The following is a 13,060-nucleotide window of genomic DNA, read 5'->3' as shown; positions in this document are numbered from 1 at the left end:
CTCCCTTTTTAGTTGCAGTTATTAACGCCTTAGGTTAGGGCAATGAGGTAGTAATTCTTCTTGCCTTTTTGCGCTACCAAGTACTTATCCAGCACGAGCGGCAATTCTCCGACTTGCTGGTCGGCGCCGGATACTTTCTGGCGGTTGAGGCTTACCCCGCCGCCCTGAATCATCTTCTTTGCTTCGCCCTTGGAGCTAAATATTTGATAATCAGTCACTTCGCTTAGTAGGTCGGCGGCGGTCAGCGAGGCTGCTTGGGCGCGGGTTACCTGCAATTGCGGTACGCCTTCAAAAACGGAAAGCAGCGTTTTCTCGTCTAGGCTTTGCAGCGTGGCCAGATCGCCTTTGCCGAACAGGATCTCGGAAGCCGCCACCGAAGCCTCGTACTCGGCGGCCGAGTGTACGCGCGTGGTTACGTCCTTGGCCAGCGCCTTTTGCAAGGTGCGCAGGTGCGGAGCCTGGGCGTGCTCGGTTTCGAGGGCAGTAATTTCGTCTTCCGAAAGCAGCGTAAACACCCGAATCAGGCGCGGGGCATCGGCGTCGGTGGCATTCAGCCAGAATTGGTAGAACTGATAAGGCGAAGTTAACTCCGGCGATAGCCACACGTTGCCGCTTTCCGATTTCCCGAATTTCGAGCCGTCGGCCTTCGTGACCAGCGGGCATGTGAGCGCGTAGGCCTTGGCCTCGCTGCCCGCCAGCCGGCGGATCAGCTCGGTGCCGGTGGTGATGTTGCCCCACTGATCGGAGCCGCCCATTTGCAGCGTGCAGTTGAGCGTTTTGTATAGGTGCAGAAAATCGTAGCCTTGCAGCAGCTGATAGCTGAATTCGGTAAACGACAGCCCTTCCGCGCGTTGCTCCGGCGCGTCGCTGCCGTCGTTATCGGCAGTGCCTAGGCGGCGCTTCACAGAGTCTTTGGCCATCATGTAGTTGACGGTCAGGTGCTTGCCTACATCGCGCAGGAATTGCAGAAAGCCGAACTCTTTAAACCAGTCGTAATTGTTCACGACCACGGCCGCCGTCGGACCGGGCGTGAAGTCCAGAAACTTCTCCAATTGCTGCCGAATGCCGTCTTGGTTGCGGCGCAACGTTTCTTCGTCCAGCAAGTTGCGCTCCGACGATTTGCCCGACGGATCACCGATCATGCCCGTCGCGCCGCCCACAAGCGCCACCGGCCGGTGGCCGGCCCGTTGCAGATGCACCAGCAGCATGATCGTGGCCAGATTGCCAATATGCAGGGAAGCTGCGGTGGGGTCGAAGCCGATGTAGCCGGTAATGGGCTGGTTAGCAGCCAGATGCTCAGCCGTGCCGGGCATGGCATCGTGCAGCATTCCGCGCCAGCGGAGTTCGTCGAGTAAAGCCAAGGGAATTCTGAATTATGAATTTTAAATCCTGAATGCGCAAAGCAGCGGAGGCGCTTTGCACAGCACAAAGGTAAGCGGCGGATGCGGTACCTTTGCGCTACGGCTGCTTAGTCTGTGCAACCCCGCCCGCAGCCTTTCCACTTCCTAAATTCAGCAAGCAGTGCCCCAGTACAGTCCCGACGAGATTCTGCAGCAATTGCGCCAACGGCAATTTCAGCCTATTTACTTTTTGCAGGGTGAAGAGCCGTATTATATCGACCTGATTGCCAATATCTTAGAGCAAAATGTAATGCCGGAGCACGAGCGCGGCTTCAACCAAGTGGTACTCTACGGCAAGGACACCGATGCGGCCACCGTGCTGGGGCAGGCCCGCCGCTTCCCGATGATGGCCGAACGCTCCGTTGTGATCGTGAAAGAGGCGCAGGCCATCGCCGACCTGGAAAGCGAGAAAGCTTTTCCTTTTCTGGAAGCTTACCTGAAAAACCCGCTTCAGAGCACCGTACTCGTGTTTTGCTACAAGCACAAAACGCTGGACGCGCGCAAAAAGCTGGGCAAACTAATGGGGGAGAAGGCCGCGCTGCTCACCAGCAAAAAGCTCTACGACAACCAGGTGCCGGGCTGGCTGACGGCCTACGTGCGCTCGAAGCAACAGCAGATTACGGGGCAAGCCACGGCCATGCTTTCGGAGTACATCGGCGCCGATTTGAGCCGGCTGACCAACGAGGTCGATAAGTTGCTGCTCAACGTGGCGCCCGGCCAGCCCATCGACGAAGACTTGGTGCAGAAGATGGTGGGCATCAGCAAAGAGTACAACATCTTTGAGTTGCAAAAGGTGCTAGTACAGCGCGATGTGCTGAAGGCCAACCGTATTTTGCAGTACTTCGAAGCCAACCCCAAGGCCAACCCGCTCATCCCGAACCTGACGCTGCTCTTCGGCTTTTTTACCAAACTGTTGGTGTTACACCAAGCGCCCAATCCTTCGGATGCCGATTTCAAGAAACTGGGCATCAACAACAGCTTCGCCCAAAAGGAATACCAGCAAGCGCTGCGCGTGTATAATTTTCCCCGCACCCGCGATATCATTCACCTGATCCGGCGAGCGGATTTACAGAGTAAAGGCATTGAATCGGGCTCGATGACGGAAGGAGAAATCCTGCGGGAGTTGGTTTTTCTGATCTTGCACCCAGTGCCGCTGAGCGTGCTGGCGTAGGAGGAGGGGATAAAATGAAACCTACGGAAATTTTTCTACGTTACTTGGAAAAATTTCCGTAGGTTTCATCTCGCAAAATTCAAGTTGTATGGCCTTTGCCGCAGCAAAACCAAAAAGCCCTTCCGCCCTGCCCACTGCGATGCGGAAGAAATGGGAGGCCTGGAGCCAGGCCGGGCAGGATTCGTTTGCTTTGGTAATGGCGGCGCGCAAAGGCATTCCGGCCGCTACGGCGTTTGAAGTCGCGGAGGCGTTTCAGCTACAGGCCAGCGAATTGGAGGCGATTTATGAGCTTTCGACCAAAACGCTGCGCACGTATTCGCAGGAAAAAAAGAACCTGAACGCCTCCAGTAGCGAGAAAACGCTGAAAATAATTTCGCTCTATACGCTTGGTACCGAGGTATTTGGCGATGCCGCGGCGTTTTTGCGGTGGCTGGGCAAGCCGGCGTATGGCCTCGACAACGAAGTGCCCCTGCGGCTGCTCGAAACCAGCGGCGGCATCGATCTGGTGGAGGAAGAGCTAACGCGCATCGCGTACGGCGACCTGGCGTAGCGCATGCAAATTTACCGCATCTGCCTGGCCAAGTACGCCGACGATCTGTTTGCATCGGGGCGGCGGGCGCGCTGGAATACGCAAGACAAGTTTGTGATCTATGCTGCGGCCTCGCGGGCGCTGGCCTGCCTGGAAAACGTAGTGCACCGAAGCGGCGAAGGTCTGAACGGCCAGTTTCGGGTGCTGGTCATCGACGTGCCCGAAGACGTCGCTATCGAAGAAATAACCCCGGATCAGTTGCCGGCAGGCTGGGAGAAAGCCAGCCGCTATGCCGTGTGCCAGCCGCTGGGCGACGCATGGTACGAGCGCCGCTCGTCGACCGTGCTGCGGGTGCCGTCGTCGATTGTTCCCCAAGAATCGAATTTTATCCTCAACACCCGCCACCCCGATTTTAAGCGAATACGCATCTTGGCGCAGGAAGAATTTAGCTTTGATGCTCGCATTAAATCAGATGATTTATAATTACATAAGTAATTTATAATCAAATACTTATGTAATTATACGGACAGGTGTAATTTGAGGTATTTCGCCGATAGAGTTCATTTCTGTGTTCCGAGCAGCTGAACGGTACGTGCGATTTAGCGTGTGCCACAAAGCCGGCGCATCGGTGCATAGCCGTCGCAAGTGCGCCAGAAGTTGTATCTTCTCTTACGCCAAGCACGGCCCAGCTTGTTTTGGAGATCACTACCTGTTGTGCTTGGAAAGGCCATGTTTTATCAACTCATCTACGTCAGCGTGGCTTTTGCACCCTTCACCAATCCTGAATTGCATGCCCTTGCAGCCCAGGCCCGGGCGCACAACAGCCAACGCCACATCACCGGCATCCTGTTCTACGGAGAGGGCTACTTTGCGCAGGTCCTGGAGGGCGCGCAGGAGGAAGTGGAGTCGTTGTATGCGTCCATTAAGCGCGATACGCGCCACCACCACGTAACGCTGGTAGTTCGCGGTACCCGCCCGCGCCGGGAATTTCCGCACTGGAGCATGGCATGCCGTCAACTGACGTACCCAGCCTTTGCTCAACTGGTCAAATGCCTGCCGGAAACGGCGCACGAAGTGAAAACTGCGACCGGATCGCACTCGTTGGGGGCCCGGATCGCGCCTTACGTGGAGCAAGGGGTGCGGCTCTAGCAACGGCGAGAGGCTGGAATAATCATTCGGTACAAAATGCTGATAGCTAGAGTAGAAAGCGTGGTTTCGGTGACAATGCCAATTCCTGAATTAAGTACCAGCAAGCCAAATCAGACGAAAATCGCTCTGTTGTGAGCCCTCTTTCTATACCAAATCTTCTTGAAAAGGCGTTTAGCCGGTAAGGAAAGCAGATTTCAGCGCAAGCTGCGCCGAACTTTTCGTTACTTTTGGCCAATTCCCGGGCCTTCGGCTCCCTTACCTCGTAACGCCCCGCAATGAAGTTTATTCCCCGCATGGCGCTGGCCGCCACGCTCAGTGCCGCGGCGCCGCTGGCCGCCCAAGCGCAACAAACGCAGGTATTTACCAACGACCAACGGTTTTTTCAGGAAGGCCTTGAGCTTTTTGACCGCGGCAAGTACGGCGCCGCCCAGCAGTCGTTCCAACGCTACCTCGACCTCACCCAGCGCCGCAGCGGCGAATTGCCCTCCAGCCATACCACCGACGCGGAATATTACTACGCTGTATCGGGCCTTTACTTGTTTCACCCCGACGCCGAGGATCGCATTCTGGCCTTTGCCGCCAACCACCCGGCGCATCCCAAGGCACCCGAAGCCTTTTTTCAGCTCGGGAAGTTTTACTTTGACAAGAAGGACTATGTGCGGGCCGTTGATTACCTGCAACGCGTAGGGGCCGACAACCTGACCGGCGAGCAGCGGGCCGAATCGGAGTTTAAGCTGGCTTACAGCTACTTCGCTCAGAAGGAATTCGACAAAGCCAAGCTGCTGTTCGACCGCACCAAGCAAGGCAGCACCGAGTACCGCTTCGCCAGCAGCTACTACGCGGGCTACCTCGCATACCGCGCCGGTGACTATGCCGGCGCCCGGCGCGACTTAGCCGTAGCCGAGCAAAACGACGCCTACCGCCCGGTAGTGCCGGCCGTGATGAGCCAGATTTATTACAAAGAGGGCGACTTCGACGGCCTCATCGGCTACGGTACGAAAGCGTTGGCCCAAACGCCACCGCCCCAGAGCGCCGACGAGATTCAGTTGCTCGTGGGCGATGCGTACTACCAGAAGCAGGATTTCAAAAAAGCCGCCGAATACTTTGATCGGTATGCGGCCGGCCGCAAGAAGATTGACCCCGAAGTCCAGTACAAAATTGGGTACGCCAACTACAAAATGGGCGACTTCAAGGGGGCCATCGGCAGCCTGAAAGGCGTAGCCGCCCGCCGCGACTCGCTGGGGCAGAATGCCGCCTACCATTTGGGCCTGAGCTACTTGCAGTCGAACCAGAAACAATTGGCGCTCAACTCTTTCGATGCGGCGCGCAAAGCCAATTACGACAAGAACATCACCGAAAATGCCACGGTGAAGTATGCGCAGGTAAACTACGAGCTGGGCAACGCGCCCGAGGTAGTGGCTTCGCTGAAGGACTTCAGTAAGCGCTTCCCGCGGTCGAAAAACCAGGCCGTGGTGGATGATATTCTGAGCGAAAGTTTCCTGAATTCGTCGGATTACGCCCAGGCGCTCAACTACTTGGATAACCTCGACGAGCGCAGCTCCAAGCTCAACGCTACTTACCAGCGGGTGTCGTACCTACAGGCGGCCACGCTTTACAACAACGGCCGCTTCAACGAAGCGCTGCCCTTGCTGGACAAGTCGTTGAAATACCCGCAGGACGATGCGTTGCGCGCTGCTGCGCAAGTGCTTAAGGGTGAGATATATAGCATTGGGCAGAAATACCCCGAAGCCATTCAGAGCTATACGGCCGCGGCCCGCACGGCGCGTTCGGGCTCGGCAGCCGAAGCGGATTTCGACCAGCGCGCGCGCTACGGCCTTGGGTATGCCTATTACAACACCAAGCAGTATGACCGCGCCCGGCCGCAGTTTCAGGCTTATTTGAGCGATCCGCAGGCCAAGCCCACCGATCCGAACTACTACGACGTGACCTTGCGCTTGGCCGACACCTACTACGTGGCCAAAAACTACCAGCAGGCGCTGGATCTGTACGACAAAGCCATTCAAGCCAACGCGCAGGACAAGGATTACGCCTACTATCAGAAAAGCCTGACGCTGGGCCTAATGGGCCGGCGCGACGAAGCTTCGCGCAACCTGAGCACGCTGCTGAAAACTAACCCCAACTCGCGCTACGCCGACGATGCCGTCTACCAGCAAGCGCAGCTGGATTTTGAAAGCGGGAATTTCCAACCTGCCGTCGATGGCTTCACCCGCCTGATTCAGAACCGGCCGAACAGCCCCCTGATTCCGCAGGCGTTGCAGAAGCGGGGCGTGGCCTATGCCAACCTCAACCAGCACGAAAAAGCCGTGGCCGATTACCGGCAGGTACTGACGCAGTATCCGCAAACCAAATCGGCCAATACGGCGCTTTACAGCCTTCAGGAAAGCCTGACGGCGCTGGGCCGCACCGAGGAATTTGACCAATATCTGGCGCAGTACAAGCAGCAGAACCCCAGCAGCAACGCCACCGAAAGCGTGGAGTTTGAGGCGGCCAAGTCGCTGTACCTGGCCGAAAAGTACCAGCAGGCCATTCCGCGACTGGAGTCGTACCTGAAGCAATACCCCAGCAATGCGCTGGCCGCTGACGGTCGCTATTTCCTGGCTGATTCGTATCTGAAGCTCAACAACAAAACGGAAGCGTTGCCGCGTCTGCGGGCCGTGGTAGAAGAGGGCAAAAGTGAGTTCGTCAACCGCGCCGTGGGTCGGGTAGCCGATCTGGAGTTTGAAAACAAAAACTACGCGGAGGCTGCCAAGTATTACACGCGCCTGCGGGAAGTTTCGCAAAACAAGCGCGAGGTGGCCAATGCTGGCCTGGGGCTGATGAAGAGCTACTATGAAAGCGGCGACTTTGTCGGCACGCGCCGTGTGGCCGAGGAACTGCGGGCGCAGGGTAATGCTTCGCCAACGGCCAGCAACGCTGCGTTGCTGTACCTGGGCAAAGCCAGCTACAAAGCCGGCAACCTCGACCAGGCTATCCCCGAGCTGACAACCGCCGCCGCTGCTGCCGACGAAAGCGGCGCGGAGGCGCAGTACCTGATCGCCGACGTGCTGTATCAGCAAAAGAAATACCCTGAAGCTTTGGATGCGGCCTACAAAACCAACGCGTCAAACTACGAGCTCTGGCAGGGCCGCGGCTTTTTGCTGATTGCCGACATCTACGCGGCGCAGGGCGAAACCTTCCAGGCGCGGGCCACGCTCAACTCCATCATCGACAACAAATTCCCGCTGGCGGAAATCATCGAAGGAGCGAAGCAACGCCTGTCGGCTTTGCCCGCCGACGCCACGCCAGCGCCAGCGGCTCCTGGCAAAGCAGCGCCGGGCAAGACGCCCACTACCTCGAAGCCGGGTACCACCACGGCTCCGACCAGCAAGAAAGCGCCAGGCCGCAATTCTCTCGTGCCCACGCCCGCGCAGCCTGCTGACTCTACTAGTACGACGGTAGAGCCATAGTTTGTAAATATCTGATTATCAAATAGTTATTTGTATGCATATAAAGTGGTGCTTGCAAATAACTTAACCTAGTCCACATGACGTTTCGCTCCCCCCAAACGTTGGCTTTTGCCGCTCTACTAGCCGCCGTTGCGCCGCATGCATCTGCGTGGGCCCAACGGACACCGGCCAAAACTGGCGGTAAGATTGAAGATGCCGAAATCGAAATTGTAAAGGAGCGGGTCAATCAGTTGCCCGAAGCCACGCGCAACTACGAGAAGATCAAGATCGAGCCGCCGACCAAGCAGAAGCAGAACGTTGGCTATACGTTTCCGGATTTTCGCCTGCCCGCCGACCGCCTCAACCCGTCGGTGCGCGTGCTCACGATTAAGCAGGAAGAACTCTCGCCGCTGACCGGCAACTATGTGAAGGGCGCCGTGGGTAATTACGGCACGCTGTACGGGAAAGCGTATTTGCATAATACACGCAGCGATGCCGCTTCCTACGGCTTGGATTTCAGCCACTTGTCCTCCACGCGCGGTTCTGTTGACAAGGCCAATTCCGGTAGCAGCCAGACCAGCCTTGGCCTCAACGGCGAAACCTACAGCGGCCCGATGACCTTGGGTGCCAAACTCGACTTGGGCCGGGAACGGTACAATTTCTACGGTTACAACCGCAACGTGCCGCGTCTGCCGCCAGAAGCCGACAGCATCAAGCAGGTGTTCCAGCGGGCCGCCGTGAAGGTTTACGCCCGCAACCGCGACAAAGACGCGGCTTTGCAATACGACTTTGGCGTCGGCTTCAATTTCTGGAAAGACCGGTTTCAGGCCCGCGAAAACAACTTCAACGCCTCGTTGCGCTCTACTTACAACATGAGCGAGAAGGGCCACGTGGTTGTAAACGGCGATGTGTCATTCATTTCTTACAAGGACTCGGCGACCACCAGCCGGCCCTTTGTGCAGATTACGCCGTCTTACGAGCTGACGCTGAATCGGTTAGCCGTATCGGTCGGAGCGACCTTGGGCTATTCGGGCGATACCATCAATGATGTCAGCCAGTTCAACGTCTATCCCGCAATTCGACTGGGCTACACCGTCACAGAGGATAAATTCTTGGTATTTGCCGGCTTGGGCGGTGCTATTCAGCGGGTTACGATGTACGACCTGACGACCGAAATGCCGTGGATCGGACCCAACCAGCGGGTGGCAGATACGCACCGCGGGCCAACGCTTTATTTTGGTTTCAACGCTACGCCGGTGCGGGCCCTGGAACTCAACGCGAAGGTGACGGTATCCAACGATCGCAATCTGTACTTCTACAACAACGGCGGCGCAGTAGTGCCCGGCGCGATTACCAACGGCATCTTCCGCGGCGATTCGACCCGGTTCGACTTGGTGTATGACAAGAAAGCCACGCAGTTGCTGAACGTGCACGGCGAGGCGCTCTACAACGCCACCGAACAATTTCGCCTCGGCTTCAAGGCCGACTACAACGGTTACAAAGTACACACGCTCGAAAAGGCATACCACCGGCCAGCGTTCCAAACCGGGTTGTTTGCCACGTATAACATGTACAGCAAGTTGCTGTTGGGCGCGGAGTTATACACCTACAGTTCCAGCTACGGTTCAACCTACAAACGCCAGGATGCGCTGGTTGGCTACCGCAAACTGCCCCGCGCCACCGACTCTGTTGTCGACCTAAACCTGCGCGGAGATTATCGTTTCTCGGAAAATCTGTCAATATTTGCTTTAGGCAACAATTTGCTGGGCCGCAAGTACGAGCGCTTCCTCAACTATCCGGTGAAAGGAATCAATCTGCTGGCGGGCGTAACATACGATTTCTAGAACCCGTTTGCGTTGATGCAACAACCGCTGTCCTCGTAGTGCACGTGCAGGACCTTTTGGCCGCCCATTCTCCTTTCTTTCGATTGGCAAAGAAGGAGTTGGCCGGCTGAAAGGTCTTTTGTATTGTTCTGCTAATCAGATGGTTGTAAAACAAAGCAAACCATAACCTTTGACGCCTTTGCAGCTCTCCGACCACATCCGAACCCTGCTTCGGGACCACGACTGCGTCATCATTCCCGATTTCGGCGGCCTGATTGCCGATTACGCCCCAGCGCAGGTACACCCGGTCCGGCATACGCTGGCGCCGCCGGCTAAGCGCGTGGCCTTCAACCAGTCGCTCACGCGCAACGACGGCCTGCTGGTCGATGCTATGGTGCGGGCTCTGAACGTGCCAGCAGCGCAGGCCCGGCAGCTCATCCGCGATGCCGTGGCCGCTTTGCAAGCGGAGTTGACGGCAACCCAGCGCACCGAATTGCCCGGCATCGGCGTTTTCCGCCGGGCGGTAGGCCGTGGTTTGGAGTTTGAGTATACGGGCACCCAAAATCTGTTGCCAGCTAGCTACGGGTTGCCTGAACTGGTATCGCGGCCAGTGCGCGCTACCGATGCCCTGCTGGCCCGCGACCGCAAGCCGGCCACACCGATGATGGCCGCGGCTCGTTCGCGCCGCACTATGCGCGCTTTCAAAATTGCCGCCGGCATTGTCATTGCGGGATTAGTACTGACGGCCAACTACATGTTTGCCTGGCAAACAGATTATTTGCCCAACGACTGGAAGCTCAGTGTTCTACAGCCACATGCTCAGTCTGTTGCAACGCCTGCCGAGAAAGTAGCCCGTCAGCAAGCGACGCTGGCCAACAACGGTTGGAGCGAAGAGTTCGTCCCGGACGGGGCCGCAGATAGCAAAGAAGCTGCCCCCGTAGCGCCGGAAGTAAAAGTTGCTAAAACACCGACTGTTGCTGCCCGCCCTGTAAAGCCAGCTGCACCCGCTAAGGGGACTGCGTCGGTAGCCAAAACCGCTGCGGCACCTAAAGCCGTAGCCCCAGCCGCCGCACTAGCCAAGCCGACCGTAGCACCTGCTGCTCTTGCTGCAGAACCAACAATTAAAGCGCGAACGGGACGTTACTACGTTATCGCCGGCGTTTATACCTCGCTAAAGCATGCGTTGGTAGGTCGGAAAGCGTTGGTAGACCATGGGCATCGGGATGCGCGCGTGATTCTGCCAGGACCGGGCAGCCGTCAATATCGTCTTTCGGCCGTCGATTTCCCGGACCGAACTACTGCCTACAACCAAGTCAATAAGCTGCGTCCGCACTTAGGAAAAGATCTCTGGGTTCTCAATTACTAGCATGACCTCATTTCTGCTGCAGATTACCACTGCCGCCACCACTGCCCCCGCCGATACTGCCGCTGCCGCGGTAGGTCTGCCCACCGCTGCTACCACCGATCTCTCACTCATTGATCTGATTCTGAAAGGGGGCTGGATTATGCTCCCCATCTTCCTGCTTTTCGCAGTTTCGGTTTACATCATTCTGGAGCGCTATTTCACCATTCGCCGTGCCGCCGGCAACCCCGACTCGTTCATGTCGGGCATCAAAGGGCTGATGGTGAAAGGCGACTTACAAGGTGCCAAAATGCTGTGTGCACAAAACCCGTCGCCGCTGGCCCGCATGGTCGAAAAAGGCATTCGCCGCATTGGTCTGCCACTGCAAGAGATTGAGGCCAGCGTAGAAAACGTGGGTAAAATCGAGATTGCCCGCCTCGAAAAAGGCATTGGCGTGCTGGGCATCATTGCCGGCATCGCCCCAATGCTGGGCTTCGTGGGCACCATTATCGGCGTTATCAAAATCTTCTACTCGATTTCCACTACCGGCGACTTCGGCATCGCCCAGATTTCGGGCGGTCTGTACACCAAAATGGTGACTTCAGCGGCCGGTCTAATTGTGGGTATCGTGGCCCACATCGGTTACCACTGGCTCAGCATCATGGTCGAGAACATCGTGCTACGCATGGAAAACTCAGCCGTGGAGTTCATGGATATTTTGCAGGATAACTAATTAGCGGTCAGTCTCATGAACCTCAGCCGCCGCCGCAAGCTTTCGTCCCACGTCGAGACGAGCTCCATGAACGACATCATGTTCTTTCTGATGTTGTTCTTCCTGATTGTGAGCACGATGGTCAACCCCAACGTTATTAAGCTCATGCTGCCCAACGCACGGTCGGGAAAGGCGGTGATGAAGCAAACCATCAACGTATCGGTCGACGCCGCGGGCAAGTATTTCATTGATCGCCAGCCGGTTGCACCCGATGGGTTGGAGCAGGCCTTGGGTCAGCGCGTGGCAGGCCTCGAAGCGCCTACCGTCGTGCTGCGAGTAGATGCCGGCCTGAATGTGCAGAAGCTGGTCGATATTCTGGAAATTGGTAATCGCTTGAAAATCAAGATGGTCATGGCAACCCAATCGCAGCAGGCGGCGGGTAAAGGCTAAACTACCCGCGGAACAAGCAAGCGCGGGTTTCCGTTGTATTTCAATACTCATCCGTTCGCGGCGCGGTTTTTCCCGCGCCGTCGTGCGTTTCTACAGTTGCTCACTTATGGCAGTTGAATTTCGCGAAGAAAGCCGCCGCGAGGCCATTATCGGAACGGTGGCGATTCATGCGCTGCTGGCGGCCATCTTTTTCTTTACGGTTTTCAAGGGTCCCGATCCGCCCCTGACTTTCGGGGGCGACGGCGTAGAACTCAACTACGGCGTGGACGAAGCCGGTTCGGGCGACATCCAAAGCATGGCGCCCGCCAATGCTTCCAAAAACCGCGAAGACAGCCGCCCGCCAGCCTCAAATCCCGATCCGCAGCCCCGGCCGGCTCCGGTAGCGACGCCCGTGCGCGAACAGCCCTCCCAAGAGAAAATCGTGACCAGTGAAGCCGAGGAGAGCCCGGTAAAAGTGCCACCCGTTACGACGCCTTCCCCGCCAAAAGAAGAGGTGGCCGAAACGCCTGCGCCTCCCAAGCCCGTGGAGCGCCCCCGGACGCTCTACACGCCCAAAGGCAGCGCCAACGGGGGCGGCAATGGCTCTAACGGCACCAGCAACACGCCTACCGGCAACAACAACGGCGATCGTGCCGGCGCCGTCGGGGATCAAGGCAACCCCAATGGCTCACTGGATGCCAAAGCACTTTACGGCCAGCCTGGCAGCGGTGGCAGCGGCAGCAGCCCCGGTTCGGGCGGCTTAGAAATGAGCGGGTGGGCCTTCGATACGCGCCCGCGCCCACCCATGATCGGCAACGAGAACGGTTACGTACGCTTCCGGGTCAAAATCAATGAAGACGGCGAAGTAGAAAGCGTGCAAAAAGTAGGGGGTAACGTCTCACCAGCGCAAGTGCAGGCCTGCATCGACGAGATAAACCGCACGGCTTCGTTCAAGCGCACGCAGTCTGGCAATACGGGTGCCACGGGGTACATCACCTTCAAATTCGAAACCCGCTAGCAGTTCCAGTTTCGATTTCTATGGGCCGTCGGTCGGTTTTC

General features: G+C 57.2%; 11 protein-coding genes. 10 read left to right on the top strand and 1 reads right to left on the bottom strand.

Annotation, left to right across the window (positions count from 1 at the left end; translation table 11 throughout):
* Positions 1–29: 29 nt before the first annotated feature.
* On the bottom strand, positions 30–1,328 hold the full coding sequence (gene tyrS, locus FHG12_RS18810) for a tyrosine--tRNA ligase (protein WP_394348457.1): 1,299 nt from the start codon (positions 1,326–1,328) through the stop codon (positions 30–32).
* A 193-nt stretch (positions 1,329–1,521) separates the two neighbouring features.
* Between tyrS and holA the strand changes: the two genes are divergently transcribed.
* The 10 genes from holA to FHG12_RS18760 all read left to right on the top strand — a co-directional run bounded on the left by holA (position 1,522) and on the right by FHG12_RS18760 (position 13,019).
* Positions 1,522–2,571, top strand: coding sequence for a DNA polymerase III subunit delta (gene holA / locus FHG12_RS18805; protein ID WP_139517258.1), 1,050 nt, complete (start codon positions 1,522–1,524; stop codon positions 2,569–2,571).
* A gap of 139 nt (positions 2,572–2,710) precedes the next feature.
* Positions 2,711–3,121 (top strand): type II RES/Xre toxin-antitoxin system antitoxin, encoded by a 411-nt coding sequence (gene parS / locus FHG12_RS18800; RefSeq protein WP_139517257.1) that lies wholly within the window; start codon positions 2,711–2,713, stop codon positions 3,119–3,121.
* A gap of 3 nt (positions 3,122–3,124) precedes the next feature.
* A complete protein-coding gene (locus FHG12_RS18795; RefSeq protein ID WP_139517256.1) occupies positions 3,125–3,583 on the top strand; it encodes an RES family NAD+ phosphorylase in 459 nt (152 codons plus the stop codon).
* 231 nt (positions 3,584–3,814) lie between these two features.
* A complete protein-coding gene (locus FHG12_RS18790; RefSeq protein WP_139517255.1) occupies positions 3,815–4,249 on the top strand; it encodes a BLUF domain-containing protein in 435 nt (144 codons plus the stop codon).
* 275 nt (positions 4,250–4,524) lie between these two features.
* Complete coding sequence (locus tag FHG12_RS18785; RefSeq protein WP_139517254.1) at positions 4,525–7,716, top strand: tetratricopeptide repeat protein; 3,192 nt, start codon at positions 4,525–4,527, stop codon at positions 7,714–7,716.
* A 77-nt stretch (positions 7,717–7,793) separates the two neighbouring features.
* Positions 7,794–9,539: a TonB-dependent receptor gene (locus tag FHG12_RS18780; RefSeq protein WP_139517253.1), complete on the top strand. Its 1,746-nt coding sequence runs from the start codon at positions 7,794–7,796 to the stop codon at positions 9,537–9,539.
* A gap of 169 nt (positions 9,540–9,708) precedes the next feature.
* Entirely contained in the window at positions 9,709–10,884 is a 1,176-nt protein-coding gene (locus tag FHG12_RS18775; protein ID WP_139517252.1) for an HU domain-containing protein, read from the top strand.
* A gap of 1 nt (position 10,885) precedes the next feature.
* Complete coding sequence (locus FHG12_RS18770; protein ID WP_139517251.1) at positions 10,886–11,593, top strand: MotA/TolQ/ExbB proton channel family protein; 708 nt, start codon at positions 10,886–10,888, stop codon at positions 11,591–11,593.
* A 15-nt stretch (positions 11,594–11,608) separates the two neighbouring features.
* Positions 11,609–12,022: an ExbD/TolR family protein gene (locus tag FHG12_RS18765; protein WP_139517250.1), complete on the top strand. Its 414-nt coding sequence runs from the start codon at positions 11,609–11,611 to the stop codon at positions 12,020–12,022.
* A gap of 106 nt (positions 12,023–12,128) precedes the next feature.
* Positions 12,129–13,019, top strand: coding sequence for a hypothetical protein (locus FHG12_RS18760; RefSeq protein ID WP_139517249.1), 891 nt, complete (start codon positions 12,129–12,131; stop codon positions 13,017–13,019).
* Positions 13,020–13,060 lie beyond the last annotated feature (41 nt).

Source organism: Hymenobacter jejuensis (assembly GCF_006337165.1).
In the GTDB taxonomy this organism is placed as follows: domain Bacteria; phylum Bacteroidota; class Bacteroidia; order Cytophagales; family Hymenobacteraceae; genus Hymenobacter; species Hymenobacter jejuensis.
The sequence above is the reverse complement of the archived record's forward strand: the minus strand, read 5'-3'. Positions and strand labels throughout refer to the sequence as shown.